The sequence below is a fragment of the Acetomicrobium mobile genome, assembly GCF_937920065.1.
Map to the genome: position 1 here is coordinate 1 of NZ_CALETC010000334.1, position 25,512 is coordinate 25,512.

The 25,512-nt window shown below is 43.3% G+C and carries 31 protein-coding genes and 1 tRNA gene; all 32 read right to left on the minus strand.

The window, feature by feature from the left end; genetic code table 11:
* Positions 1-165: 165 nt before the first annotated feature.
* Positions 166-1,134, minus strand: coding sequence for a riboflavin biosynthesis protein RibF (ribF, locus tag Q7P41_RS12370; protein ID WP_303884667.1), 969 nt, complete (start codon positions 1,132-1,134; stop codon positions 166-168).
* Between the two features lie 32 nt (positions 1,135-1,166).
* A complete protein-coding gene (truB, locus tag Q7P41_RS12375) occupies positions 1,167-2,081 on the minus strand; it encodes a tRNA pseudouridine(55) synthase TruB (protein ID WP_303884669.1) in 915 nt (304 codons plus the stop codon).
* Entirely contained in the window at positions 2,074-3,093 is a 1,020-nt protein-coding gene (locus Q7P41_RS12380) for a bifunctional oligoribonuclease/PAP phosphatase NrnA (RefSeq protein ID WP_303884671.1), read from the minus strand. Before Q7P41_RS12380 ends, truB begins: the two co-directional genes overlap by 8 nt.
* On the minus strand, positions 3,065-3,433 hold the full coding sequence (gene rbfA / locus Q7P41_RS12385) for a 30S ribosome-binding factor RbfA (RefSeq protein WP_303884672.1): 369 nt from the start codon (positions 3,431-3,433) through the stop codon (positions 3,065-3,067). Before rbfA ends, Q7P41_RS12380 begins: the two co-directional genes overlap by 29 nt.
* On the minus strand, positions 3,414-3,734 hold the full coding sequence (locus Q7P41_RS12390) for a DUF503 domain-containing protein (RefSeq protein ID WP_303884674.1): 321 nt from the start codon (positions 3,732-3,734) through the stop codon (positions 3,414-3,416). Before Q7P41_RS12390 ends, rbfA begins: the two co-directional genes overlap by 20 nt.
* Positions 3,735-3,739: 5 nt before the next feature.
* Positions 3,740-5,761, minus strand: coding sequence for a translation initiation factor IF-2 (gene infB / locus Q7P41_RS12395; RefSeq protein ID WP_303884675.1), 2,022 nt, complete (start codon positions 5,759-5,761; stop codon positions 3,740-3,742).
* 22 nt (positions 5,762-5,783) lie between these two features.
* Complete coding sequence (gene rnpM, locus Q7P41_RS12400; RefSeq protein WP_303884677.1) at positions 5,784-6,083, minus strand: RNase P modulator RnpM; 300 nt, start codon at positions 6,081-6,083, stop codon at positions 5,784-5,786.
* The gene (gene nusA, locus Q7P41_RS12405; RefSeq protein ID WP_303884678.1) at positions 6,080-7,198 is read right to left on the minus strand and encodes a transcription termination factor NusA; all 1,119 of its coding nucleotides are present in this window, start codon (positions 7,196-7,198) and stop codon (positions 6,080-6,082) included. Before nusA ends, rnpM begins: the two co-directional genes overlap by 4 nt.
* A gap of 27 nt (positions 7,199-7,225) precedes the next feature.
* Positions 7,226-7,711, minus strand: coding sequence for a ribosome maturation factor RimP (rimP, locus tag Q7P41_RS12410; RefSeq protein WP_303884680.1), 486 nt, complete (start codon positions 7,709-7,711; stop codon positions 7,226-7,228).
* 192 nt (positions 7,712-7,903) lie between these two features.
* Positions 7,904-8,182 (minus strand): HU family DNA-binding protein, encoded by a 279-nt coding sequence (locus tag Q7P41_RS12415; protein WP_303884681.1) that lies wholly within the window; start codon positions 8,180-8,182, stop codon positions 7,904-7,906.
* A gap of 68 nt (positions 8,183-8,250) precedes the next feature.
* Positions 8,251-9,582, minus strand: coding sequence for a ribosome biogenesis GTPase Der (gene der, locus Q7P41_RS12420; protein ID WP_303884683.1), 1,332 nt, complete (start codon positions 9,580-9,582; stop codon positions 8,251-8,253).
* Positions 9,583-9,597: 15 nt separating this feature from the next.
* On the minus strand, positions 9,598-11,397 hold the full coding sequence (locus Q7P41_RS12425) for a prephenate dehydrogenase (RefSeq protein WP_303884686.1): 1,800 nt from the start codon (positions 11,395-11,397) through the stop codon (positions 9,598-9,600).
* Complete coding sequence (gene coaBC / locus Q7P41_RS12430; RefSeq protein WP_303884687.1) at positions 11,387-12,616, minus strand: bifunctional phosphopantothenoylcysteine decarboxylase/phosphopantothenate--cysteine ligase CoaBC; 1,230 nt, start codon at positions 12,614-12,616, stop codon at positions 11,387-11,389. Before coaBC ends, Q7P41_RS12425 begins: the two co-directional genes overlap by 11 nt.
* Before the next feature lie 34 nt (positions 12,617-12,650).
* Positions 12,651-12,863 carry a DNA-directed RNA polymerase subunit omega gene (gene rpoZ / locus Q7P41_RS12435; protein ID WP_303884688.1) on the minus strand — a complete coding sequence of 71 codons (213 nt, stop codon included), beginning with the start codon at positions 12,861-12,863 and terminating at the stop codon, positions 12,651-12,653.
* Positions 12,860-13,444 (minus strand): guanylate kinase, encoded by a 585-nt coding sequence (gene gmk, locus Q7P41_RS12440; RefSeq protein WP_303884689.1) that lies wholly within the window; start codon positions 13,442-13,444, stop codon positions 12,860-12,862. The genes rpoZ and gmk overlap by 4 nt, the downstream gene beginning before the upstream one ends.
* Positions 13,434-13,700: a DUF370 domain-containing protein gene (locus tag Q7P41_RS12445; RefSeq protein ID WP_303884690.1), complete on the minus strand. Its 267-nt coding sequence runs from the start codon at positions 13,698-13,700 to the stop codon at positions 13,434-13,436. The genes gmk and Q7P41_RS12445 overlap by 11 nt, the downstream gene beginning before the upstream one ends.
* 12 nt (positions 13,701-13,712) lie before the next feature.
* Positions 13,713-14,597: a YicC/YloC family endoribonuclease gene (locus Q7P41_RS12450; protein ID WP_303884691.1), complete on the minus strand. Its 885-nt coding sequence runs from the start codon at positions 14,595-14,597 to the stop codon at positions 13,713-13,715.
* A 75-nt stretch (positions 14,598-14,672) separates the two neighbouring features.
* Entirely contained in the window at positions 14,673-15,815 is a 1,143-nt protein-coding gene (gene hflX, locus Q7P41_RS12455; RefSeq protein WP_303884692.1) for a GTPase HflX, read from the minus strand.
* On the minus strand, positions 15,808-16,449 hold the full coding sequence (locus Q7P41_RS12460) for a 1-acyl-sn-glycerol-3-phosphate acyltransferase (RefSeq protein WP_303884695.1): 642 nt from the start codon (positions 16,447-16,449) through the stop codon (positions 15,808-15,810). The genes hflX and Q7P41_RS12460 overlap by 8 nt, the downstream gene beginning before the upstream one ends.
* Positions 16,439-17,122: a (d)CMP kinase gene (gene cmk, locus Q7P41_RS12465; protein WP_303884696.1), complete on the minus strand. Its 684-nt coding sequence runs from the start codon at positions 17,120-17,122 to the stop codon at positions 16,439-16,441. The genes Q7P41_RS12460 and cmk overlap by 11 nt, the downstream gene beginning before the upstream one ends.
* Positions 17,119-18,009, minus strand: a complete 891-nt coding sequence (locus Q7P41_RS12470) for an HDOD domain-containing protein (RefSeq protein WP_303884697.1) — start codon at positions 18,007-18,009, stop codon at positions 17,119-17,121. Before Q7P41_RS12470 ends, cmk begins: the two co-directional genes overlap by 4 nt.
* A gap of 31 nt (positions 18,010-18,040) precedes the next feature.
* Positions 18,041-18,808 (minus strand): pseudouridine synthase, encoded by a 768-nt coding sequence (locus tag Q7P41_RS12475; RefSeq protein ID WP_303884699.1) that lies wholly within the window; start codon positions 18,806-18,808, stop codon positions 18,041-18,043.
* Positions 18,789-19,337, minus strand: a complete 549-nt coding sequence (gene scpB, locus Q7P41_RS12480) for an SMC-Scp complex subunit ScpB (RefSeq protein WP_303884700.1) — start codon at positions 19,335-19,337, stop codon at positions 18,789-18,791. Before scpB ends, Q7P41_RS12475 begins: the two co-directional genes overlap by 20 nt.
* Positions 19,318-20,049, minus strand: a complete 732-nt coding sequence (locus Q7P41_RS12485) for a ScpA family protein (RefSeq protein ID WP_303884702.1) — start codon at positions 20,047-20,049, stop codon at positions 19,318-19,320. The genes scpB and Q7P41_RS12485 overlap by 20 nt, the downstream gene beginning before the upstream one ends.
* A 76-nt stretch (positions 20,050-20,125) precedes the next feature.
* Positions 20,126-21,115: a tryptophan--tRNA ligase gene (trpS, locus tag Q7P41_RS12490; protein ID WP_303884730.1), complete on the minus strand. Its 990-nt coding sequence runs from the start codon at positions 21,113-21,115 to the stop codon at positions 20,126-20,128.
* 219 nt (positions 21,116-21,334) lie between these two features.
* Complete coding sequence (locus tag Q7P41_RS12495) at positions 21,335-22,129, minus strand: Nif3-like dinuclear metal center hexameric protein (RefSeq protein WP_303884704.1); 795 nt, start codon at positions 22,127-22,129, stop codon at positions 21,335-21,337.
* Positions 22,130-22,197: 68 nt separating this feature from the next.
* Positions 22,198-22,274, minus strand: a tRNA-Ile gene (locus Q7P41_RS12500).
* A gap of 80 nt (positions 22,275-22,354) precedes the next feature.
* Entirely contained in the window at positions 22,355-22,537 is a 183-nt protein-coding gene (locus Q7P41_RS12505; protein WP_303884705.1) for a ferredoxin, read from the minus strand.
* 63 nt (positions 22,538-22,600) lie between these two features.
* On the minus strand, positions 22,601-23,392 hold the full coding sequence (locus tag Q7P41_RS12510) for a phosphoribosyltransferase family protein (RefSeq protein ID WP_303884706.1): 792 nt from the start codon (positions 23,390-23,392) through the stop codon (positions 22,601-22,603).
* 6 nt (positions 23,393-23,398) lie between these two features.
* Complete coding sequence (locus tag Q7P41_RS12515; protein WP_303884707.1) at positions 23,399-24,265, minus strand: 4-(cytidine 5'-diphospho)-2-C-methyl-D-erythritol kinase; 867 nt, start codon at positions 24,263-24,265, stop codon at positions 23,399-23,401.
* A gap of 279 nt (positions 24,266-24,544) precedes the next feature.
* Positions 24,545-24,793, minus strand: a complete 249-nt coding sequence (locus Q7P41_RS12520) for a Veg family protein (protein ID WP_303884708.1) — start codon at positions 24,791-24,793, stop codon at positions 24,545-24,547.
* Positions 24,794-24,979: 186 nt separating this feature from the next.
* Entirely contained in the window at positions 24,980-25,429 is a 450-nt protein-coding gene (locus Q7P41_RS12525; protein ID WP_303884710.1) for a YbhB/YbcL family Raf kinase inhibitor-like protein, read from the minus strand.
* Between the last annotated feature and the right edge of the window lie 83 nt (positions 25,430-25,512).

A 25,512-nucleotide genomic window follows, 5' to 3' on the forward strand; every position in this document is an offset into this window, starting at 1 on the left:
GCTCCTAAAAACGCGTTTTTCACGAAATGTCGGGTTGACATTATGGAAGAAAACGAATTTCTTAAGGAGCTCAAGCTTGCGAAGGCAAGAATTTGGTAGTCTGACGCTCCAAAAAGCGTAATACTATGGGTCGAACATGATCAAACATAAGTAGAGCTAATATTGTCAAAAACGTTGAGTGGAATACAGTACCTTCAGGTAAGACTCATGGCTTCTCCAATGTTCGTCCAATGCAACCAGTAAGGATTCATGTTCATAAAACCATCTGCGGTAGATTTCTTTTACTCGCTCTATGTCATCTTTCATTTGCGCGATGAGTGCCTGTGCTGATTCAAATTTCCTCTCTTCCCGGATATGTGCTAAAAAAAGTACGATAATCATTTCGCCGTAAAGATCGCCTTCAAACCCGTCTAAGTATACCTCGGTGCGGATTTCCTCTCCTTTTTCGAAAGTTGGACTGTATCCTATATTTAAAGCTCCACACCACCATCGCTCTTGAGCTAACGTCGCTGTCGCATAAACGCCCAGAGGTGGAAAGAGCTTAGGCTCTGATAAAAGCAGATTTGCCGTAGGAAATCCCAATTTTCGCCCTCTATGCTCGCCTTCTATCACTTTAGAAATAATAAAGTAAGGGTATCCCAACATCTTTTCAGTCTCAGGCATGTGTCCCTTTTTTGTGAGCCTTCTGACCAAAGAGCTGCTCACAATAGTGCCATCTACTTTCAAAGGAGGAATTGAAGCGAAAAACCAACCTTTTTTTGCCAGGTAACTTTTAAGGAATTTAGCATCGCCCGTGCGGTTTTTGCCGAATTTGAAGTTTTCTCCCACGATGATTCCCCTTGCTTTATAACGGTTTTCTAGCTCTTCAATAAAGTCGGCGGGTGATAGATCTTTTATTTCATTAAAGGGTATTTTTAAAACTTTAGGTATTTTTAAAAAGGAGGCAATGTAATCCCTCTCGATGTCGGTGAAAAGAGGAACAAATTGCCTATTTCCCAAAATGATTTGAGGATGCGGAACAAAGGTCAACACTCCCCAAGGAAGGCCCATCCTGTTTGAGGCGTCCTTTGCCACGTCAAATAAGGCTTGATGTCCTTTGTGAAATCCGTCAAATGAACCCAAGACTAAGATCACCTTAGACCACCTCTATCGTGAATCGAAAGAAATTAAAGTGTAATGTTTGTAACAGGTTGAATTATACAACCTGATTTGCGCCACTCGATATCGCAAAAGGATATTAATTTCTTGCCCTCGACCACAAAAACTTTCGACGGCTCGAGAATTCCCCACCATTTAATTGGCGGTACGTGAAAAAGTTTTTGGCCTCTTGTTAAAGTTTCTTCGTCAAGCTCGCTCGCCTTGCAAGTACAAAAGCCCTTTAAAAGCTCCTGAGGCGGGAGTATCTTCTCTAGCAGTTCTTCCCTTGAAAGTTTCTCTATAAAACCAAGTGGGATTGCATTTTTCAGTTTAAAAGGACCAATATCGGTGCGCTCTAAAAAGGCTACATGAGCATAGCAACCTAATGTAATGCCGAGATCGCGCGCCAAACTTCTCATGTATGTTCCTTTTGAACAAACCACTTCTAGTACTAATTTACCTTCCTTGGTGATGGGGCTTATCCTTTTAACGCTTTGAATAAATACGATTTTAGGTGGTATATCAAAGGATTTTTTCTCCCTGGCGAGGTCATATGCCCGCCGTCCACTTATCGATACAGCGGAGACATTGGGCGGGACCTGAAACCTATGCCCCAGAAAACTTATCAAAGCTGAATCCACGTCTTCTTCCTTCACGTGTTTCCAATCGGTCTGGTTTTGAACCTCTCCGCTTGCGTCATCGGTATCGGTTTGCTCGCCGAGTTTTATGGTTGCAATGTATCTTTTGGGTAACTCCATGATGTAGGAAGACGTTCGCGTTAGCTTTCCTACGAGTAAAACCAATAAACCGCATGCCGGTATGTCTAAAGTCCCGGCATGTCCGACCTTGATTCGGCGTCCGATCTTTTTGCGGAGGATATTTACACAGGTGGCGCTGCTTATCCCTTTAGGCTTGTTAATTAAAATAAAACCCGCCTTAGACATTTTTTGAGTATTCCTCAAGCTCTTGTGAAACCAAGTCTAAAGCCCGTTCCAGTGGTAGGGAGAGCTTGCAGGCTGCTGCTTGTGGGTGCCCTCCTCCGTCCCATTTTTGAGCCAACTCCCTTACGGATATGCCGGTGACAGATCTAAAGCTTATGCGTACTTCATCTTCTCCTTCTGTAAGTAAAGCACTGATGGTGGCTCCCTTGACGTACAAAAGTTGATTTACTATCCCTTCAGCATCGTAAGGATCGGCGTTTAGTTTTTCAAAGTCCTCGAGCTTGATCCAACTGACGACTGCTTTGCCGTCTGACAACGAAAAGGCGCGCATGAAGGCAAGTCCCCATAGCCTTAAGCCTGATAGTCTTCTATTTGCATATATGTGCCTGAATATGTTTTCTGGATTTATGCCTGCACTCAAAACATCGTGTGCTATCGTATGTGTCTTTGGCGTGGTATTGGAGTAAGTAAAATGTCCCGTGTCGGTAACGATGCCGGTATAAATTCCTAACAGCGCATCTCTAGAGATGGGTTGCCAGCTTTCTTTAAATAAATCCCATATTATCTCAGCGGTTGCCGAAGAGGTGGGATCTACATAGTTGAGATGGCCGAACATTTGATTATCCATATGATGATCGATATTGACTATGAGCGTTAAGTTATTGTCGTCAAGGCCGGCAACGCACCTTTCTAAATTGCTCGTATCCAGGACTATTATGGCAGAATCAGGGCTCTTTAAATCGTAGGGGATGTTTTCGAGCACCTGATATACATCAACGTGGGGGAGGAATTCATATACCCTTGGTACCGGATGAGTTCCTCCCCAAAAACATTTCTTCCCAATCTCCGTGCCCCAGCAATAAAAGGCGCTTCCCGATCCTATTGCATCTCCATCGGGCCTTTCATGAACAAAAATGGCCCAGGTGTCTTTTTTTGTTATAGCTTCAGCAATATCTTTTAGTGAAGGTGAATTGCTCATGGCCGAATCACTTATCATCTTCTTTGTTCCCAACATTCCCCTGTGCTATTTTGTTCAGGAGGGCCTCGATCCTTTGGGCACGCTCTTCGCTATCGTCAAATACAAAAAGGAGTTTCGGAGCGAACCTCAACCTCATTTGCCTACAAATGATTCCGCTTAAAGCTCCTGATAGATTATCCAAAGACTTGCTGATTTCTTCGAGTTCAGATTTATCGATAGAGGTGAAATATACCTTGGCCAAACTCAGATCGTTAGTGCATCTTACCTCAGTGATGACGACTTTTTTTAGAGCTGGATCCTTAGTATTATTCAATAAAAACTCAGAGATCCCTCTCATTATTTCCTTGTTAACTCGTTCAACTCTCAACCTGTCCATAGCATTCAACCTCTCGATCGAAACTGATTACCTCGAAGCCATTCTTGGCTTCAGCTAAAAGAACATGGCGTTCCACCGCATCGAGCATGGCTTCAGCCTCCTTAGCGGAAGATGTTACCGATGCTACGGCAATGTAAGCCAAATCCCAAGTATTGTCCGGGCCTAGATCGGTCACCGAGACGTTTAGCCTTTTTCTCAAAAGATCAATCAAAGATTTTACGACATGACGCCTGTCTTTTAGGCTCCCTGCTGAAGGTATCCTTAAAGTCATCAGTATTGTCGCTAAAAATATTTTGGGCATGCCTATCATGAAACATCACTTAAATGTCGTTTTTCTTCTACTATTTCATAAGCTTCTAGTATGTCTCCTTCTTTCAAGTCTTGGAATCCGGCCAAACCAATTCCGCACTCATAACCGGCGCTTACTTCTCGTACATCGTCCTTAAATCGTTTTAAGCTCAATAACGGGCCTTCCCATACGACGATCCCGTCTCTGATGACTCGAGCCTTGGCGTTGCGCCTTATGATGCCTTCTCGCACATAGCATCCGGCCACTTGTCCCACCTTAGGTACTTTAAATACAGCCCTTATCTCAGCTTCTCCAAGGATTTGTTCTTTTAACCTTGGGGCAAGCATTCCTTCAACCGCCGCTTTCACGTCATCTAAGAGATCGTAAATAGTCCGATAGAGCCTGATTTCTATTCCCTTTTGCTCTGCCAATCTTCTCGCGTTGCTGTCTGGACGAACGTTAAAGCCAACTATGATGGCGTTTGATGCGTCAGCGAGCATTGTGTCAGACTCTGTTATTCCTCCTACGCCTTCATGGATTATCTCAATTCCAACTTCCTCAACAGAAAGTCGCAACAACGATGATTTAATTGCTTCTAAAGTCCCTTGTACGTCTGATTTCAATATGAGCCTTAAGGTAGGTTTTTCTCCCTTTTTCATCTGTTCGAATAGTTCTTCAAAAGACGCCCTTTTTGCGGTTTGCATTTCTTGGTGTCTTTTCTTTTCTAGATATTGCTCTACGGCTTCGCGGGCTATTTTCTCATCCTCTACCTTTACAAATCGCTCTCCTGGTTGTGGTACGTCTTCCAAACCTAAAATTTCCGCGGGCATGCTTGGAGTGACTTCGTTGACGTTACGTCCCAAATGATCGATCATTGCCCTTACTCGACCCCAAGTGGTCTCAAAAAGCAAGACATCCCCTCTTCTTAGGGTTCCCTGCTGAACTATGACGGTAGCCACTGCTCCTTTACCTTTGTCCAATTCAGCTTCTATGACGACTCCCTCGGGATTTGCATCGTAATCTGCCGTAAGTTCGTGCATTTCAGCGACTAAAAGTATCATTTCTAAGAGCTGATCCACGTTTTGCCCGGTTTTAGCGGATATGTCTACCATGATCGTGTCTCCGCCCCAATTTTCTGGAATCAGGCCTAAATCCGCGAGTTGCTGTCTCACCCGGTCTGGTTTTGCGGCGGGTTTATCGATCTTGTTTATGGCCACAATTATCGGGGTGTTTGCTGCTCTAGCATGATTTAACGCCTCTATAGTTTGAGGCATTACCCCATCATCGGCAGCCACGATCAAAACCACTATGTCTGTGACTTTAGCACCCCTTGCCCTCATCGATGTAAAAGCTTCGTGTCCAGGCGTGTCCAAAAATACGATTTTCTTGCCATCATGCTCCACCACAGAGGCACCCATGTGCTGCGTTATTCCTCCAGCTTCCCTTGCTGTAACGTTCGTCTCTCTTATGTAGTCCAAGAGCGTAGTCTTGCCGTGGTCGACGTGTCCCATCACGGTTACTATGGGAGGTCGAGGCAATAGCTTCCTGGGCTTTGTTTGTCGCGCCACTTCGACCGGTTTAGCCTTTATTTCTTCTTCCTTTCTTTCCATGTCTTTTTCTATATCTTTTTCTAAGTCTGCTGGAGATATCTTTACGTCCACGTTATATACCTCGCTTATGATGTTTGCAATTTTTTCGTCTACAATTGCGTTAGCTGGCACCATAAAGCCTGCTGCTATCAGCTCTTTGACCATTGTCATTGCAGGTTTGCCGAGGCGGTTTGCTATTACTTCAACCGTCGAACCTTCCTTTATCTCTATGGCTTCCTTGACTGCAACGGCTTCTACATCCGGCTTGCTTGGTTTTGTTTCCTTTTCCTCTCGTAATGTTTCCTCGATTATTTGTGCAGTATCCATATCAATGGAGCTCATGTGACTTTTAGCCTCCACCCCTAGATCTTGTAATATTTGTAAGAGGTCTTTACTGCTGATGTCTAGCATTTTTGCCAATTCATATATCCTTAATTTCCTTTTTCCCAAATGCCATTCCCCCTTTGGAAAATCATTGGTTGGCATTTCCAATATTGTCTATCTTTTGCAACAACTCTTCATGCTTTTGCAACAACTCTTCGTAGATTTCAAAAGGAACATCCACCTTTAGAGCCCGAGAAATCAAGTTTTTCTTTTTTGCCAGTTCGATGCAGTTGCGGGCACTACAGATGTAAGCCCCCCTTCCCTGTCCCCTGCCGGTGAGATCGACATAAACACGACCATCGGGGGATCTTACCACTCTGATGAGCTCTGTTTTTGGCCTTGCTGTTTTGCAAGCTACGCAAGTTCGAGGACGTCTCCTTTTCTTCATTCTTTTATCTCCCATTCTTTGGGTAATTCCCCCTTCACTATATCCTCGAATAGATCTTGAAGAGTCGGAAGGCGGTCAGGTTCCATGACATGAATATCTATTTTCCAGCCAGTGAGCTTTGCCGCCAGCCTTACATTTTGGCCTCCCTTCCCGATGGCCAGAGACAGCTGATCCGGCCTAACGTAAACGTTTACCGCCTTATCCTCGTCAAGCCTTGGTTCAACTTTGACCACTTTTGCAGGTGATAGGGCATTTTTTATATACGTCATTGGGTCACTACTCCAAATAATAACATCAATTCGCTCGCCTGCAAGCTCATCGCTGATAGCTTTAATTCTACTTCCCCTTGCTCCGATACATGCTCCAACTGGATCTACGTTTGGGTCAAGTGTGGTAACAGCGATTTTGCTTCTAACGCCGGCTTCCCTGGCAATGCTTTTGATCTCGATGACCCCTTCTTTTATCTCTGGCACTTCTATTTCCAATAAATTCTTTAAGAGCCCAGGATGCGATCGCGACAACACTATGCGTGGTCCCCTCGAGGTCTTGCGCACATCCAGGACGTAAAACTTCATTCTCTGTCCGGGACGATAGGTTTCAGTGGGAATTCGCTCTTCGCGAGGAAGTATGGCATCAACTTTACTGCCTATTCGAATTAGAACTTGGCCCTCCTCGTCCTTGAACGGCTCTCCGATTACGATTTCGCCGATTTTTGCAGAAAAGTCGTTATATATGACTTGACGTTCAGCGTCTTTAAGTCGTTGCATGATGACTTGTCTTGCCGTTTGAGCTGCAATCCTGCCAAAATCGCGAGGCGAAACTTCTATTTTGATTATATCTCCCGGATCGACGTCATAGCCCAATGACCTCGCTTCTTCCAGGGAAATCTCATACGCCGGGTTTCTTACAGTATCGACGACTTCCATCATCTCGTATATTTTTATAATTCCATTTTCTGAGTCGAGTTCTATCTCGACGTTCGAATTGGTGCCTTTATATTTTTTGTAAGCCGAGACCAATGCAGCCTCGATGCTAGAGATTATCACTTCCAAAGGTAATCCTTTGTCCGCTTCTATTTGCTTTAAAGCTCGAATAAAATCTCGTCCTAATTCCACTACTTTCATCTCCCTCATTAAAGACGATCACTTATCGTCATTGTTTTCTGGCACTAAGCGTGCCTTAGATATATTTTTAAAGGGAATCAATATATATGTATCATCTTCAAGAAGTAGCTGTATATCATTATTACTTAATACATCAACGATCTTACCCTTAAAGTTTCTGCGCGATCCTATTGGATCGTGTGTTTTAATGCGAACCGTTTTGCCCTTATAATTTTTGTAATCCTTTAAGTAAAATAAAGGAGCATCTAAGCCTGGAGAACTGACCTCCAGGTAATATCTCCCGCCAAAGAGTTCTTCCTTGGCATCGAGTAATTTGCCCACTCTTCGGGATACTATTTCGCAATCTTTTATATTAATTCCTCCGGCGGTGTTTATGTAGATCCTTAAAATCATTCTGCCGTGTTCGTGAACCAGTTCCATTCCCACGAAGTCGTATCCCAATTTTTCTACTAAATTTTTTATTTCGTCCTCGATTTTTGACATTTCATCCTTTATTCCCGGCATAGCAGATCTTCCTCCGAAAATTGATTAATACTGAATGCCGCTTTTTAAAAAAAGAAGAGTGGGATTTGCCCACTCTCCTAAACCTTGCACCCAATGCCCATTGTAATAAAATTCTATCATTCTTTGGCCTTATTTTCAAGAACTATCAATAGGCAAACAGGGTCATTCGAAAACGTTATCAACAAAATAAGACTACTTATTTACAGCTTCCTTCAACATCTTCCCTGCCCTAAAAGCAGGAACCTTTTTTGCAGGTATGTCGATGACTTCCTCGGGATTCTGGGGATTCCGGCCTTTTCTGGCAGCTCTGTTGCGAACCTCAAAGGTCCCAAATCCCATTATCTGAACTTCCTCTCCCTTTGAAAGAGCCTCGACGACACACTTGACAAAAGCATCAACGGCGCTGGCTGCATCCTTTTTGGTTAAACCTGTGGCCTTTGCGACTTCGTTTACGATATCACTTTTCGTCATTTTTCGCACCTCCTCGAATTTATAAATCTAGCCTACTTCGACAATTATCGATGGTTTAAACCCAGCGGTCAAGCCGTTTTACGTCTATTTCTCCAAAAAACCCTTATTGGGACGCCCTTGAAGCGACCAATTTTTACAATTTCATTTATAATTTTGCGCTCGAAGGGTTTATCTACGATATTTCGGTCATTTACGAAAAAAACAAATGTCGGCGGTGCCGATCCTACTTGAGTTACATAGTAGATATTTAAAAATCTCCCCTTGCCGTCTGAGGGTAGTCGTTGAAAGGATAGGATGTCGCGAATAATTTTATTCAAGGCGGAGGTTGGGATTCTGGTCTGCCAGCCATTATAGACATCGTCGCAAATGTTAAAAATTTTATGCAAGTTTTTTTTGGAAACGGCAGAGGTCGTGATGATAGGTGCATCGTTCGTAAAGTATAGTTGTTCTTTGACGTATCTTATTATGTCGTCTCCCAGACGAGGTTGCCCTTCCGGCAAGAGGTCCCATTTATTTAAGGCGACGATAAGCCCCTTGCCCTTTTCGAAAACCAGACCTGCTATGCGTTTGTCTTGCTCTGTAATGACTTCAGTGACGTCCAAAACGAGTAAGGCAACATCTGCCCTGTCAATGGAACGTTCTGCCCGTAAAAGCGAATAAAATTCGATGTCATCTTTGAGCCTGCTCTTTCTTTTTAATCCCGCCGTGTCAATTAGGACATATTTCTTCCCTTCAAAGATTATGGCCGTATCGATTGAATCTCTGGTGGTCCCTGGAATATCGGTGACCATGGCCCTTTCTTCTCCTATGAGCGCGTTAAATATGCTTGATTTTCCTACGTTTGGCCTTCCAACTATGGCGATTTTAATCGCTGTTTCATCCTGCTCTGTTGTGTCTTCGTCTTCAATGTAAGCCGTCACGGCATCCAACAAGTCCGATATATTTCTGTTGTGTTCTGCACTTACACCTATTACTTCCTTAAATCCCAAGCTGTAAGCTTCATACACAAGGTGGTCGTGCAAGGGTTCGTCGATTTTATTGACAGCCACGACGACATTACAATTTTTTCGACGAAGAATCTCGGCAATCTTTTCGTCTTGGGGCAAAACGCCCTCTCTTCCATCTATTACGAAGATAATGACGTTCGCTTCCTCTATTGCTTGATCGATTTGTCTGCTCATCATCTCGAAGAGGGGTTCTCCTTCGATCGAATAGCCACCGGTGTCCACGAGGTAAAAAGTCTTACCAGCCCATTCAACTTGAGCGTAAATTCTGTCCCTCGTTACGCCTGGTGTATCGTCAACTATCGCCAATCGTTTTTGTATTATTCTGTTAAAGAGCGTGGATTTGCCCACATTTGTTCTTCCTATTATTGCAACTACGTTGCCCTTTTTACCCATTTTCCCTTCACCGTTTTAATCTCTCCAAATTCTCGCCTTGGGAAACCCAATTTTTGATCGAGAGATATGAAAATAAGGCTCCAAAAGCTCCCTGAGCACCTTGATTTCTTTTGTTTTGATCCATAATTGAGCTTCGTCAGCTATTGGCTTATACACGGCAAACCCTGATTTGTCAAGCAGGGAAAAGACTTCTTCGATAACTTTTGAGGGACCGGTCATTTCAATGAGCAAGTTGAAGGGTGGGAAATTTAATTCGTACCTTTCTTTAAGCTCTTCGTCCCAGAATAATTGCCAACCGAGCCGTAACCCCTTCTGCCATCCTCGATAGGGTCTTCTTGATTGAACGATTACCTTTCTTTTATCGGTATTTTTACCTCTAAAACGGGACTCCCATATCATGCTAAATGCTGCAAAGCGAGCGTCATACTGTGGCCTTCTAGCTTCAGCATCGGCATCTATCCACCCTACCAATCCAACAGGACAGTCATCGCAGAAAGATAAAGACAGTCTTGAGCCAACTATTATTCCGCCGTGTTCGAGCTCTTTTAACATCGAAGCCCTAAGCTTTTTGCCGCTTTTTTCCTTATACCACTTACATGTTGGTGCTGCGTCTCCAACAAGAGCGCGGGCAATCTCATAAAGCGCTTCGATGCCAGGTCGCCTTCCCACCAAAAGTCTCGACATGCATGAAGGACAAACCGTGGGTATTTCTGATTTTCTTCCACAAAAAAAGCACATCGTCTCGCCTTGGCTTATCCTGCAAAAGCTACCGCATTCGGGACATGTCATTGTCCAGCCGCATTCTTCGCACGAAATTTCTCCGGCATATCCCTTGCGATCTAAAATCCATATCACAACTTCTCCGCGGTTTATTACTTCCAGGGAATTTTTTAAAAGCATAGAACTTATGGGAAGCTCCGGGATTATTCTAGGCAGGATCGGCTTTGTCGAAGTTCTGATGTTAGCAAATTGAATCTGGTCTCTTACGTTTCGTTTCAATTGGGGTCTTTTTAAAAGATACAACCTGGATGAAGGAATTCGTCCGCCAAAGATTAGCCTTGATCCCCACATTTGGGCTCTTTTTGCTGCGATGTGACGTAATGACAGATAAGGATATCTCACAAAAGTGTAGGAATAACTGGCCTCTTCCTCGATCAGAACAAGTTCTATGGGGGCCAGTGGAGCAAATAATGCACCTACAGATCCTATGACTAGGGACACTTCCTTGCGCCTTGCCCTTAGCCAGGCATCGAAGGTTTTTTTGCCTCCGCCGGAAGGCCATAAAAGTGCCCTTTCTTGTATTTCCTTTGGAAGGCGGTCCCAAAAGGACTTGGCCACCGCTTCCTCCGGGAATAAAATTAATCCACTTCCAACATTCTCAATTGTATCGATGTATCGTTTGTACCTTTCTTCATCGTCGATTTCATAGATACATTCTTCACTGTAAAAACTATGTGCGGGCTTTTGCGGTGAAGGACTAATATCGGTGACTTCGCACCCCTTTGTTATTGATGACGGACACATTAACTTTAAAATTTCGCCTTGACTGCAGAGATATTGACGAGATACCCATTCACTTAAACTCCATAGCTCCCAGCTGAGCACAGAAGTTTGATCCAATACCTTTATGATTTCTTTGATCTCGTAGTCTGCTTCGTCTTCTATGTTTTCTTTTGTAGCTAAAACAAACCCTACCCTTTTTCCGTGACGAGGGCCCATTGGAACTACCACTCGACAGCCTGCTTCTACAGGTTCAGAAACAGCATAAGTCAAAGGGTGCCACCATATGCCCGGTAACACTACGTCAACGTACATCTTCTTTAGCCAGGAACTTCATTTCTATGACGTCCCACAAACGCCAGGCTACTTCCTCCTTCGTGCCTTCGATCCTGGTCATGTGCCCATTTTTGCATATAATGGCGACCGAATTTGTATCAGACTCAAAGCCGCTTCCCTTAGCTGTTATATCGTTTGCCACTATCATGTCCATATTTTTTCTGTTTAATTTAGAGATTGCGTTTTCGATTAGTTCGTTGGATTCTGCTGCGAAACCGACCAAAATTTGGTCTTCTCTTTTTCTTTTTCCTACTTCTGCGGCTATATCGGGGTTTTCCTCCAGGGTTACCTGAATGCGATCCTTGCCCTCTCGCTTTATTTTTTGCTCAGAAGTTGTAGCAAATTTATAGTCTCCAACAGCTGCAGCCTTGACTATTATGTCAGTTTTTTCGCTTTCCTTTAATACGGCGTCATACATCTCTTCGGCCGTCGTCACATTTACTACTCTTAAGCCGTAAGGCGGCTCTATACAGGTAGGTCCTTTTATCAACGTAACTTCGCCACCGCGATACCAAGCCGTTTTGGCTATGGCAAAGCCCATTTTTCCCGAGCTTGGATTGCTTAAAAATCTCACGGGGTCCATAAATTCCCGCGTCGGACCTGCGGTGACTAAGATTTTTTTGCCGGCCAAATCCTTTTTCGGCGATAAAACCTTCCACAGGACTTCGAGTATTATTTCATTCTTGGGCAATCTGCCCTTGCCCTCATATCCGCAAGCAAGCTCTCCTTCTTCTGGAGAAATGACCGTATAGCCAAGCGTGCGTGCGATCTCTACGTGTTGCTGTGTAGCAGGATGTTCCCACATGTGGACGTTCATGGCTGGAAACAAAACGACAGGAGCTCTTGTCGCAAGCATGGCAGTTCCCAATAAAGTTTCCGCCTCGCCGAGGGCAGCACGTCTAATCACATTGGCGGTGGCTGGAGCGATCAAAAAAGCTTCAGCCCAATCGGCAAGCGAGATATGAGGTATTTCCCAGCCACGCTCGTTGCTTAGGAAATCTTCTTCCAGCCATGCCCTTCTGCCTGTCAAAGTAGATATCGTAAGAGGCGTGATGAAAGAGGTGGCAGATTGCGTCAAAATCACTTCCACATCATTGCCGTTTTTTCTAATGGCCCTGATTATTTCGGGGATCTTGTAGGCCGATATACCCCCGGATATACCGATTAGGATCCTTCGGTTAGACTTCCATTCCAACATGGACATCGATCCTTTTATTAATTTTATAAATCAGTTACAGTTTTTTGGTCCTTGGCTTAAACAAAATTTTTCCATTTTTGATTTCCTCGATTGCTGCAGTGATGGGTTTGTCTTCATCTCCTCCAAACAAGCGCTTTGCGGTATCCTCGCTCAAAATCTTCGCTCTTTTTGCGATCATCATGGTCAAAACGTATTTATTTGGAATATTATACTTTCTCATTATTTGATCAACGTCTACATATATCATATTTTTCCTCGTTCTCCTTTCCTATAGCTCATAATGATATCTACCAGCTCTTCCGCGGCTCGCTCGACGTCGTCGTTTATAATAGCATGATCGTAAATGTCTGCCAGCTTCATTTCTCGCGCTGCGTTATCAAGGCGTATTCTCAGGGATTCCTCACTTTCTGTCCCTCGAGACACAAGCCTCTGCTTTAGTGCCTCCTCTGATGGAGGTAGTATGAAAATTAATATAGCCTCAGGAAAGGCCTTTTTTACGTTAATAGCTCCTTGTACATCCAACTCCAGGATTACGTCTTTTCCCTCTTGCAAGTTTTTTATTACTTCGCTTTCGGGGGTTCCGTAATAATGGCCGTGAACCACAGCCCACTCCAGGAAGTTTCCCTCGCGTTGTCTTTTGGCAAATTCCTCAGGAGTTATGAAATAGTAATCTACGCCGTCAGTTTCACCTTCTCTGGGAGATCTTGTTGTACAGGATATAGAATATACCAAATCGGGGACCCTTTTAAAAAGTTCCTTTCGTATGGTTCCCTTTCCTGCTCCGCTGGGTCCGGATATGACGAACAGGCGCCCTTTTTTACAGGTCATAATTTGGAGCTGTCTGAACCGTTCCTTCGAAACGGCTAGCAATGGTTTCAGGTTGTATGGCCGAAAGTATTACGTGGTTGCTATCGGTTAATATAACGGCTCGAGTTTTCCTGCCCTGAGTTGCATCGATTAATTGGCCTCTTTCCCTTGCTTCATCTCTAAGTCTTTTTACCGGAGAGGAATCGGGGTGAATTATGGCTATTATCCTGTTTGCTACAACGACATTTCCAAAACCTACATGAACTAGCTTGCGCATTTCTATCAACTCTCATTCTACGTTTTGAACATGCTCGCGAATTTGCTCAAGCAAACATTTGCCTTCTACTACATACCAGCGAATCTGCGCGTTTTTTACTTTAGAAGCTATTGTGTTGATTTCCCGCAACATCTCTTGCAACAAGAAGTCTAACTTTTTGCCCTCCGAAGAAGGAGAGTTAAGGGTCTCACGAAACTTTATTATATGAGATTTGCTCCTTGTGATCTCTTCTTTTATGTCCCATTTGTCCGCCAAGAGGGCGACTCCGTCAAAGTGGGAAGTTTCATCTTCCTGAATTTTGCCAGGCAAAAGCAAGCTAATCTTGCGCTTTAGCTCTTCCAGTTCATCGTGAAAAGCATTATCCCACTCTTTTTCGATGTTTGCTATCAAAATTTCGTATTTATCGATCGTTTGGATGATGAAGGAAGCGATGTGATCTCCCTCAATTCTTCTCATCTCGTTCCACTTAGACAGTGCTTCATTTAATACAGACAAGGTGTCTTCAACGACCTTGTCGTAAATGTCGAAGACGCACACCTCGGGTTGTTCTAAAACGCCCGGCAGGTCCAGTAAGATTTCAAGCTGTATTTCCTCGAGAAGTTTAAGCCTGCCATGAATCGACATTAACTCCTCAAAATAGTTTTCAAGGACGTCTCCGTTAATTCTCGCAGTTTTTAAGTCAGGAGCAAATGAGGCGTAAAGGCTAACCGTCAGCTTGCCCCTTTTGAAACGATCTTTCAACTCTTCTCTAATAGGGTACTCTAATGCATATAGTTCCTTAGGGCAGCGTACGGCTATATTTTGGTATCTTGAATTTACACTATAAATGTCCAAACGTGCCATGCCCCAATCAAAGGTGTCGCTGGCGCTGCCGTGTCCTGTCATGCTTATTAGCACGGATGCTCCCCCCAATTTTATCTAAAAAATTGAATTTATCGTGTCGTTTAATCTTCTCTGATTATTGATTTTAATTCAAGCTAATTTAAAGGTATCTGTAAGGGATCTTGAAGCAGAATCCATTTGCATCAAGGAGCTTTCAATCCTTTTAAGTAATGAAGATACGTTGAACTTCCTCAATGCACTTACAGGAACGACCTCGCTTCCAGAGCGCATCGCCAATCGTTCCAACAAAGCTTCTAGCTGTCCGCTGTCTATCATATCTACTTTGTTAAGGACTATAATCCTAGGAATGCAGGCAGCTCCTATTTGATTTAATGTCTCTTCTACTACCGTTAGGGATTCCAGGGGATCCTTGTCCAGCGGGTCTATGACGATCAAAAGTAAGTCTGCTTCGCTCACTTCTTCAAGCGTGGCTCTAAATGCCGCCACAAGTTCGATCGGAAGCTTTCGAATGAATCCCACCGTATCGGCAAAGAGGGCAAATTTGCCGCTTGGAAGTTTTACCCTTCTTATCTTGGGATCGAGTGTCGCGAATAGCTTATCAGCACAATAGATCTCGTCATCATGACATAAAGCTCTAAGAAGAGTCGATTTCCCGCTGTTGGTGTATCCTACAATCGCTATAGTTGGAATATCGTTTCTTTTACGTCTCTTTCTTGAATTAAAACGACTTTTACGGACCTTTTCGAGCTTGTGCTGCAATGTTTTGGCCCTTCGCTCCAATTTTCTCCGATGTCTTTCAAACTCCGTCTCTCCCGGACCCCTTGTGCCTATGCCCCCTCCTGGTTGAGACATCTGACGTCCTAATCCCTTTAAAAGTGGAATTTCATATTTACACAAAGCTAACTCTACTTGCAATTTAGCTTCAGCAGAATAAGCTCTTGCTTCGAATATTTTCATGATGACAAAAGGCCTGTCCCACACTTCTACTTCGAGGATAGAGCGTATGTTGTGCAGCTGAGTCGGCAATAAAGAATCATTACACACTACCAAAGAAGCATCTAGATTGCTTATCAGAGCCTTCATTTCGTACAGCTTGCCCTTTCCTATGAATGTTGCCGGATCGGGAGAGGTTCGCTTCTGATCGACCCTTCCCACGACTGTAATACCTAAATTGGCCAAAAGCAGGGTTAACTCCTCAGCGAGTAAGTCTACATCTACATCAGCGCCTTGTCTTTCAAGGCAGATAAGCACAGCCTTCTTTTCGTTAACCAAGCTTGAGCATCATCTCCTTCATTTGTTGTTCTAATTGATCCAATACATAAAGACGCTTTTCTTTTTCCTTCATGTCATCGGGTAAATCTAAAGGATCTATCAATCTTCCAAAAATGACCTCTATTTTTTTGGGCTTTGGAACGGACGAGCCGCGAGGCATCGCCTCAAACGTACCTTTTACGCACACAGGCAAGATTGGAGCTTTTGCGTGAGACGCGAGCATAGCTACGCCGCCCTCCATGGGTTGTAGCTTTCCGTCGAATGACCTGCTTCCCTCGGGAAAGATTAAGATATCTTCACCTCGAGACAAAATTTCAAGTAAGGTTCTTAAAATGACGCCTGCTTTGTGTTCATCCTGCCTCGAGACGGGAATTGCTCCCAAGTGCCTTATGATGTAACTTAAAATAGGCACCTTGAACAACTCTTCTTTTGCTAAATATTTCAATTTCCTCGGATAGGCTACTCCAACGACTACGGGATCTAAGTTGCTGTTGTGATTTGAAGCCACTATTACGGGGCGTCCTTCGGGCAACGCCGGCACATTTTTTATGTGCAGCCTGTTGTAAAGGGTCAGCAAGACTCGGCAAAAACCCTTGGAGAAGGCATAAAAAATTGTATTTTGCTCAAGCGTCACAACGCTTCACCTGTTCTATGTGATCTTTTACGAGCTTTATTACCCTCTCAACTACCTCATCGAGGGTTAAGTCGCTTGTATCTAAGATTATAGCATCTTCGGCGGGAATTAGCGGGGATAGTTCCCTATTACTGTCTTTTTCATCCCGTTGAATTATCTGATAATATACGTCATCAAAGGATATATCCACTTCGCGCTCCATCAGTTCTTTCCATCGTCTTATAGCTCTTGTTTTAGCGTCTGCTTTCAAAAAAATTTTTAAATCGGCATCGGGAAATACGACCGTTCCCATGTCTCTTCCTTCGGCGATGAGGTCTTGGCAATCTTGAAGTTCTCTTTGAAGGGCAAGCAAACTACTTCTTATTACAGGCAAGGCGGAATAAAGCGAGACCATCTCATCTACCTGTGGGGAACGTATGGCCTCTGTGACGTTTTCTCCGTTAACGTATATTTGTTGATCCTTGACTTCGAGATCTAGATCCTTGAGGCATTCTTCAATTTTAGGGACATCACTGGGAGAAACGCCTCTTTGCAACAAAAAAAGGGTAACTGCTCTATAAATAGCCCCTGAATCAAGGTGCACAAACCCCAATTCTTGAGCAACCCTTTTGGCTACACTGCTTTTTCCTGAACCCGCAGGACCGTCTATGGTTATTATTTTACATTTTCTCATACGATCTCCTCTGTTTTCATTTCTTCGTCCAATTGATACAAAATATTTACGGCCTCAGACAACAAGGACTCGATGTCGTCTTTTAAGTTGAATCGTTCTAATGCTTCTTCTGATATATTATGTTGTAATCCGTCTGCGCCGAGCCCAAAGCCCAAGATAAGACACATTACATTAGCTACGTGGACTATGTCAACAATAGCCCTGTAGGATTGTTTTTCTTCAGGCAGCTGCTCTGGCGTGTGATGGTAGCGGGCGACCATGGAATAAATTTCAGGTAGTGCCCATTGATCTATGATCATGCCCCCTATCTCGGCGTGATCGAAACCTAAAACTTCTCTTTCCGCGTAAGTAAAAGGAATGGATTTTTCCTCGACCATCTTATTGATGACGGAATACCCGTAACGAACGTACTCATTAAGGACTATCTTTCCGATGTCGTGTAGCAGTCCGGCGAGATACGCTTCTTCCAAATCGATGCCACCCACTTTTTCCCCTATATAACGTGAAAGATAGGCAACACCCAAGGAATGGCGCCATAGCTCGCCCTTATCCAGAGCGTAACCTTTCTGTGATTCGGCCATATAGGGATAGATGCTAGCGGCTAGGACTATACTTCTTAATGTCTTAAATCCAAGAAGAGCCACGGCCTCCGTCACGCTCGTAATGGTTCTTGGGATGCCGTAGTAAGCAGAATTTGCCAAGCGTAAAACTCGAACAACTAATCCTTGATCCTTCGAAAGTGATTTGGCAACATCAGAGGCGCTACTTCTTTCATCATCGATTTTTTTTAACGTTAAAATTACAAATTGAGGCAAGGACGGGATGTCTTTCACCCTTTTTAGTATACGCCTTTTTATTATTTCCTTTGGGCTTCCGTCTATCGACATAGTCTGCCCTCCTACGCTTTTAAAAGATGAATTAAATTACGCCACCGTTGCGAATCATAAGCGATAATTCCTCTCTTTGCAGCTTTAAAAAGGATCCCTCCTTCAAAGTTTTCAGTTGAAGATTGCCTATTTTTGTCCTTGTCAGCTTAATTACCTTGTATCCCAAAATTTCTGCCATTCGCCGCACTTCTCGTTTTACTCCCTCGTAAATTTCCACTTCGCAGCAATTTTCTGCGAGAGTTTTGACGCTTTTTGGCCTTATAAATTTCCTGTCAATTCGAAGTCCTTTTTCCCACTTTACTATGTCTTTCTGGGCAATGGGCTTATCGAGAACGACTTCGTATGTCTTTGTTATGTTATTTCGCGGATGTATCAAATTGTTTGCGAATTCGCCATCATTTGTAAGGATCAATAACCCAGTGCTATTTTTATCAAGTCTGCCGACGGGAAAGAGATGATAGTCCCTTAATTCTTTAGGAAGTAAATCCAAGACCGTCTTATACCTGGCGTCAGTTACGGCACATACGTAGTTACGAGGCTTGTTCATCGCTATGTAGACCTTTTTTAAGGGAACCACCGTACGCTCATCTACTGCTACTTTTGTATCACTGCTTATAGCAACCCACGGTCCCGGCGCAACCTGCCCATTTATTTTTACCCTTCCTTCGGCGATCAGTTTCTCGACCTTTCTTCTGGAGCCCAACCCACACATGGCCAAGTACTTATTTAGTCTAACAGACTCGTTGTACTTTGCGCCATTCCTGTTTTTTGAATTTTCTTTAAGTGACATTTCCTTCATTCATTAACTCTTCTTCCGTTGGCAATTCGCTCAACGAGTTAAGGCCAAAGACCTCTAAAAACTCCTGTGTAGTTCTGTATAACAAGGGTAATCCTGTGCCCTTTTTGCGTCCGGCGACCCTTATCAGACCCGATGACAGCAGGGTTTCCAATACCTTATCGCTTCTTACTCCCCTAATTTCTTCTATTTCAGTCCTCGTGATGGGTTGCTTGTAAGCTATTATGGCAAGCGCTTCCATGGCTGCCTTGCTCAATCGCAACTTATATCCGTAGGAGCTGTTATAGTTTTCAACGACATCGCTAAGATCGCTTGCCGTAGCCATTTGCCAACCTCCGGCAACATTGATCAGAGTGATGCCGTGATGTAAGTCGTAATGATCTTTAATGCAGCGGATAGTTTCTTCTACCGTTTCATGGTCTACCGAAAGTGCGTTTGCAAGTTCTGCTGTTTTTACTGGTTCTGTTGAAACAAATAAAATTGCTTCTATCTCCCTGGCAACTTTTTTAATTTCATTCCTTGAGTTTGACATAAATATCCCCAAATTGTTGCTTTTGATTTAAATAAATAATACCAATCCGGGCAAGTTCTAGCAATGCCACGATTGTGCTTACAACGAAACTTTTACCTGTTTTGTCTTTTAGCAACTCGAGCAGCGTTAATTCCTTGCGTCTCGACAAAGAATTTTTAATGTCCTCTATGCGAGCTTCGATGGTTTCCTCCGGGTCTTCTTTTATCAGTAAATTGACCATATCTTGTGCTGAAGGTTTGGTTTTAGAATTGAATTTATTTATCAAGCTCCACCATAGAGAGGCCAAAAAATAAAGATCGCCCACTTCGTAAAGGGGCCGCACCTCCTCAACTTGTCTGGTGAAATGTTTAGATCTTCTGTAAGACAGAATCTCTAAATAAATAGCTGCAACTCTGAAGGGGTGCAATGATATTGAGGAAGTTGTACCGCTTGCGTCTAAAGTAACTTCTTCTTCTTTGTCTTCCTCGCCGATTTCGCCTGCAGTTTGAGGAAAAAGAGCACGAACCTTAGAAAGCACTAAAGTGGCTGCCTTGGTTAAAAATTCCGCTATTTCGCTCAAAGACATCTTCTCTGAACGTAACAAATAACTTGCATACACTTTGATAACCTCGCTGACGTTTACTTGGGAAGCCTCTATTTGTCTGCTTTCCAACAAGTTTATAAGGGTAATCAAAGTGTCATAAAAATTCTCGTAATCAACCTTAACAGTCACGTGATTTCCCTTCTCCTCCTCCTTTTACCCTTTTTAAAGTCAAAAAGGGCGTCCCTTGAGCTTGGGTTTAATAATTTTAAAGGACAAAGCCTACCGCAGTTTTTACCTCTTCCATGGTTTTAGAAGCGACAATTGATGCCCTTTTTGCTCCATCTCGTAAGATATCCATCATCTCTGCTCCGTGGACCTCAAAATAGCGTCTTTGCTCTTGAATTGGCTCAAGTTTTTCCTTAATCCATCCCATTAGGACTTTTTTGCAATCTATGCAGCCGATGCCGGCTACCCTACACTCGCGAGCGAGTTCTTGTTTTTTTTCTTCATCTAGGGTAAATACCTTATGCAGCTCCCATACGGGGCACTTTTCGGGCTCTCCCGGGTCGGTTCTCCTCATCCTTGCGGGGTCTGTCATCATAGTTCTCACTTTGTCCCACATTTCATCTAGGTCTTCTGAGATGAAAAGGGCATTATTGTAGGATTTGCTCATCTTTCTTCCATCGATGCCAGGAATCCTTGGTGTCGGCGTGAGCAAGATTTCGGGCTCGGGAAAAACTTCCTTAAAGGTGTTGTTAAAGCGTCGTGCTAATTCCTTAGCTATCTCTATGTGAATTGATTGGTCTTCCCCCACAGGTACCTTGGTTGCCTTGTATAGCAATATGTCTGCAGCCATCAAAACGGGATATCCCAGGAAGGCGTAAGTTTGTAGATCTTTATCTGCAATATTTTCCAGTTGCTCCTTGTAAATTGGGTTCCTTTCAAGTCTGCCCAAAGGAGCAATCATTGATAAAGCAAGGTGCAATTCGGCGTGTCCGCTTACATGGGATTGCTGAAATATAACGGCCTTTTTGGGATCAAGTCCTACGGCAAGCCAATCTAGCAAAATTTCCTTACAGTTGTCCCTTATCGATGAACTGTTCATATACTCGGACATTAAAGCATGCCAATCAACAATGCAGTAATAGCAATCATACTCATCCTGGAGTTTTAGCCAGTTTGTCAAAGCCCCCGCCAAATGTCCTAGGTGCAATTTACCAGTGGGTCGCATACCGCTAAACACGCATTCTTTCATCATATCACCCCATCATACGAATAGCACATTTATAGAACATGTTAAAGTGTTTCTGTGAACAACGCTTTTACATGTATATTAAATATTCTTGCGACACATATCACGCAAAGTAAGGACTGAACTTTTTCATTTTTTATTGATTATTTTGACAATTATTATAATGAAACCGTGGCTTCCTTGGCCAGACATAATTGTCCAATTTTAACGATGGACTAAAGTTTAATCAAAGGAAATTATCCTCGGGGGACTGTAAACTTTGATGTCAGTTAAATCATGTACCTGGATTTCAAGGGATTGTTGCAGATCCTTGATGAACTTGGATAAACCGCTTCGTTCCATTTGGCCATGATCTACCAAAGCAATGTTTAAGCGTTGCTGCGCCTCGGCTATTTGATGATATTTCATGTCAGCTGTTATATATAGATCGACGTTAAAGTTTGCAGCATTAATCCACAGGTTTCCGCCCGATCCACCGCACAAGGCAATAGTCTTAAACCGTTTTTTTTCACCGTAAAATGCGATCCATGGAATTTGCCAGGCAGCGTTCAAGATTTTTGCCAATTCTTCCCGAGAGACCTCGCGTTTCATATATCCCCAAGCTCCCAGCCCAAAGGCTTCCTCCGGGCCTTCAGACAAGGGCTTAAAATCGGTGATCTCAATTGCCTCGGCCAATGCAACATTTATTCCGTTATAGGACACATCTAAATTGGTATGAACCGCAATTAGGTTCAAGTTATCGTGGGCAGCTTTGTAAAATAGCGATTCAGCGTAATTTGAGGTATCCCAGCACTTGATAGGAGAAAGAATTGGCGGATGATGAGTGATTACGAGATTTGCTTTGAGCTCGTGCGCTTTTTCTATAACTTCAAGGGTCAAGTCCAACGCGACAACCACGCTTTCGACCTTGCAGTGTGGATCACCAAGGATCAGACCAGAATTGTCCCACTCCTCTTGTAGATCGAAGGGGACCATTCGGTCTATTTTGGTCAAGACATCCTTTACTGCATAATGCATAAAAACATCTCCTCGCGCTTAGTTGCAATTAACAGAAAAAGCCACCGCGAAGGTGGCTTTGATTACTTTGGTGGGCCCACCTGGACTCGAACCAGGAACCTTCCGGTTATGAGCCGGTGGCTCTGACCAGTTGAGCTATGGGCCCGACCTTTAGGCATTTATGATTATAACTACCAGTTCCTTTTAGGGCAAGTAGTAAGAGTCGTTTTATCGAAAAAAATTCGTCTACTTTTCTACAGTAATGCAACTAACAGGGCAACTTTCAGCCGCTTCCATCGCGCAATCTGCACCGCTTTGCTTTATCACCTTGGCTTTACCCATATCTTCGTCTAACTCAAAGACCTCCGGACATACTTGAGAGCAAACCCCACATCCTATACACAACTCCTGGTCTAGTTCCACTTTCATTTGCCTCCACCTCTCTTTTTGTCATACTATATCAGTAATTTCATTCTAGTCAAATGTTTTTTGTCATAGAACGCTCACATGAGGCTTCCCTTCGCGTTTTTCCAATACCAAAAGAGCTTTGTATTGAGAAATTGCCTTTTGTTCTGGCAAAGCTGATGCGATAAAGACACCTTTTCCCACCACGGAAGCCTCAAATTCGCGAGTCATCATTATCATACCTGATATTGTACTACCTCCTCGCATAAAGTCATCGATGATTAAAACCTTTGCCCCCTTTTTTAGATTGCGCGTTCCCATATACATAGTCCTTACTTCGCCTGTTCCTGAAGGATAATGTAAAGCCACGGCAGGGCCATCACTAGGTCTGTTTCTAAATCTACATACTGCTAAAGGAAGTCCCAGGCCCTGTGCCACGTAGAGGGCAATAGGTATACCTTTCACCTCAGTAGTCATCACCACATCGGCACCAGAATCAACAAACATCGATGCCAAGGCCCATCCTAACCATTGTGTATAGTATGGGTTAAATATGATGTCGCTATAGTATATCAATCCGCCAGGCAAAAACCTCTCTTCCTTCGAAAGTTCGTTGGCGAGACATTCAAGAAAATTCCTCCTGTCGGATTCGTCAAAAACGGGAACCAGGTAGGCTCCGCCACCTCTTCCTCTGTCGATGACAATATTGCAGCGACCTTCATCTTCCATTGCCTTTGATATTATCTCTATGTCATCGCTTATGACGGTCTTTGAGACTTTGAAACCTTTGGCTATATCGCTCAGCGAGAATGATCGAAAGGGGTTTTTGGTCAACCTCCACATTATTCTTGCAATGCGTTCTGTCCTGGGGATTTTCACTTCCAATCACTCCAGTACAAATATTTTGCTTATTTCGACCAGCTTCGAGCTCATAACCTCTTGTGCCTTAAGTGCTTCATATTTATCTGTAAAAAGGCAGAAGGCAGAAGAACCGCTTCCGCTTACGCTCCAAGCTAGGCTGCTTTTGAAAGTATTGCACAAATCGAAAAATTTATCGTAAAAATCGCTTTCTTTTCTCAGTATAGATATGAAATCGTTAGGAAGAAGACCTATTTTCTTTCGTCTTTCGAGGTTGCCGTATATGTTTAAGGCTTCGTAGATTGCGTGGGAAACAGGGACTATATTGATATTTCCCTTTTTCCGGTCCTCATCGAGTTTTCTATAAGCTTCTGCAGTTGAAATACTTTTGTCAGGAATGGCTAACAAGGCATATATACCCGTGAGCTGGTCCAGCAGTTTAAGCCTTTCGCCTACACCGGTCGCTAGTGCAGTTTTTGACTTTGATAAAAAGAAGGGAATGTCGGCTCCTATAGAGGCAAGCTCTGAAGGGTCAAGGTCAATATCATGCACCGTGGAAAGCCATTCCACCATCGCTGCTGCGTTGCCGCTGCCCGCGCCTATCCCACTGCCAATTGGTAAAATTTTCCAGATATCACATTCCATAGGAGGTAATTTAATTCCCTTTTCCCTCAAAAAATCGATCGCCCTGTTTATAATATTAGTTCCTGAGATAACGATGTTGTGTGAATTAATCACGTCTTTTTGAGCAGGATCATTGAACTTTTTAACGCCTAACCATTCAACGGGACCGAGCTTGTGAAATAAAGTTGCTATTTCGTGATACCCATCTTCTCTAGGTACAAAGACTCTTAAGGTCAGGTTTATTTTTATGTAACTAGGGATGTAAATCAATATACTCTTACCTCCGATCTGGGTTTCATCAATTTGTCTTACCTTAACCCGAATCCATTGCAAATATCGCACAAAAAGTGTACCAATTAATTGTGCTCAAATAAATAGGCGCTCTAAAAAAATAATTAAAGACCCCCACCTAGGCCTTGGGGGTCTTTTTTATATAATATCTTTATATAAAGGAGCTCTTTTTGATTTTGCGTTGCTTGGCTTCTACCTAGCCTTTAATGGTTTTAGTCTTTGTGTCGAAATGACATGAAAGAAAACAAAAAGCTTTCCTTAAAACTCGATTTGTTCCCCTGAGGGCAGAAACTTTAGCTCTACATCGCGCGTTAACAAATCAGCATAGCGGAACGAAACAGTGCTGTTCTGCGCTTTTACGAATAGCGTAAATATATTCGGATAGGTCTCCATGATTACACCCTCGTGCTCTTCTGCCTTTCGCCTTCCTTTTGACTGCCGGTATCTAACGCGAGCTCCGATGTGGGAAGCCAATTTTTCACGTATGTCAACCAACTTCTCACTCACCGGACATCACTCCTATAAGAACATTTGTACATATTTTATCATATCTTTATGAAAAATACAAGTAAAAACGCACGTTTTCATATTAACACATGAATATAATAAAAATGCTTAAACAGCCTCTTTGCAAGTATAAAAAGAGGCTGTTTAAACTTATAAGGCACGATTCGTGTATCTACTTAACTAGATTTACATTCTTTCGTATTTCCCCGCTAATTCTCCGTAAGCCAGTATGTGCCCTTTCATAGCTTTTTCAACTGCCGACTTGTTAGCTCCGCTTTTGAGTTTCAACGACGGAATATCTAAAGCATAGACTTTAAAGTAATATCTGTGTACGCCATGCCCTCTTGGCGGACAAGGACCTCCGTACCCTAGACGTCCAAAATCATTGATTCCTGCGACTCCTGGCGTTTCTCCTTCGCTTAAGCTTTCTTTTTTTGGATCGATATCAAAGAAAATGGCATGCGTGAACGTCCCGCCTGGCGCGTCCGGATCATCGACGATCAAAACTATGCTCTGTGTTTCAGGAGGTATCCCCTGCCAACTAAGAGGCGGCATTATATTTTTGCCGTCACAGGTGTACTTGGAAGGGATGAATTCACCTTCTTTAAAAGCTGTTGAAGTAATCTTTATCTGCATTTGCAACACCTCCAGGTTTGCGTTGGAACTAAAAGCAAACGCTAGATCGAGCAAAAGCAACAAAATTATACAACTAATAAGAT

Excerpts from the sequence above, each read along its gene's own strand:
- Q7P41_RS12495 (WP_303884704.1), bottom strand. The coding sequence starts at position 22,129 with ATGCATTATGCAGTAAAGGATGTCTTGACCAAAATAGACCGAATGGTC.
- coaBC (WP_303884687.1), bottom strand. The coding sequence starts at position 12,616 with ATGTTGGAATGGAAGTCTAACCGAAGGATCCTAATCGGTATATCCGGG.
- Q7P41_RS12390 (WP_303884674.1), bottom strand. The coding sequence starts at position 3,734 with ATGCCCAAAATATTTTTAGCGACAATACTGATGACTTTAAGGATACCT.
- Q7P41_RS12380 (WP_303884671.1), bottom strand. The coding sequence starts at position 3,093 with ATGTTGGGAACAAAGAAGATGATAAGTGATTCGGCCATGAGCAATTCA.
- rbfA (WP_303884672.1), bottom strand. The coding sequence starts at position 3,433 with ATGGACAGGTTGAGAGTTGAACGAGTTAACAAGGAAATAATGAGAGGG.
- Q7P41_RS12445 (WP_303884690.1), bottom strand. The coding sequence starts at position 13,700 with ATGCGCAAGCTAGTTCATGTAGGTTTTGGAAATGTCGTTGTAGCAAAC.
- Q7P41_RS12470 (WP_303884697.1), bottom strand. The coding sequence starts at position 18,009 with ATGTCGATAGACGGAAGCCCAAAGGAAATAATAAAAAGGCGTATACTA.
- Q7P41_RS12505 (WP_303884705.1), bottom strand. The coding sequence starts at position 22,537 with ATGAAAGTGGAACTAGACCAGGAGTTGTGTATAGGATGTGGGGTTTGC.
- gmk (WP_303884689.1), bottom strand. The coding sequence starts at position 13,444 with ATGACCTGTAAAAAAGGGCGCCTGTTCGTCATATCCGGACCCAGCGGA.
- Q7P41_RS12425 (WP_303884686.1), bottom strand. The coding sequence starts at position 11,397 with ATGTACGTTGACGTAGTGTTACCGGGCATATGGTGGCACCCTTTGACT.
- der (WP_303884683.1), bottom strand. The coding sequence starts at position 9,582 with ATGGGTAAAAAGGGCAACGTAGTTGCAATAATAGGAAGAACAAATGTG.
- rimP (WP_303884680.1), bottom strand. The coding sequence starts at position 7,711 with ATGCCGGGAATAAAGGATGAAATGTCAAAAATCGAGGACGAAATAAAA.
- truB (WP_303884669.1), bottom strand. The coding sequence starts at position 2,081 with ATGTCTAAGGCGGGTTTTATTTTAATTAACAAGCCTAAAGGGATAAGC.
- trpS (WP_303884730.1), bottom strand. The coding sequence starts at position 21,115 with ATGAAAGAATGCGTGTTTAGCGGTATGCGACCCACTGGTAAATTGCAC.
- Q7P41_RS12415 (WP_303884681.1), bottom strand. The coding sequence starts at position 8,182 with ATGACGAAAAGTGATATCGTAAACGAAGTCGCAAAGGCCACAGGTTTA.
- rpoZ (WP_303884688.1), bottom strand. The coding sequence starts at position 12,863 with ATGATATATGTAGACGTTGATCAAATAATGAGAAAGTATAATATTCCA.
- Q7P41_RS12475 (WP_303884699.1), bottom strand. The coding sequence starts at position 18,808 with ATGAAGGAAATGTCACTTAAAGAAAATTCAAAAAACAGGAATGGCGCA.
- rnpM (WP_303884677.1), bottom strand. The coding sequence starts at position 6,083 with ATGAAGAAAAGGAGACGTCCTCGAACTTGCGTAGCTTGCAAAACAGCA.
- scpB (WP_303884700.1), bottom strand. The coding sequence starts at position 19,337 with ATGTCAAACTCAAGGAATGAAATTAAAAAAGTTGCCAGGGAGATAGAA.
- cmk (WP_303884696.1), bottom strand. The coding sequence starts at position 17,122 with ATGAGAAAATGTAAAATAATAACCATAGACGGTCCTGCGGGTTCAGGA.
- Q7P41_RS12525 (WP_303884710.1), bottom strand. The coding sequence starts at position 25,429 with ATGCAGATAAAGATTACTTCAACAGCTTTTAAAGAAGGTGAATTCATC.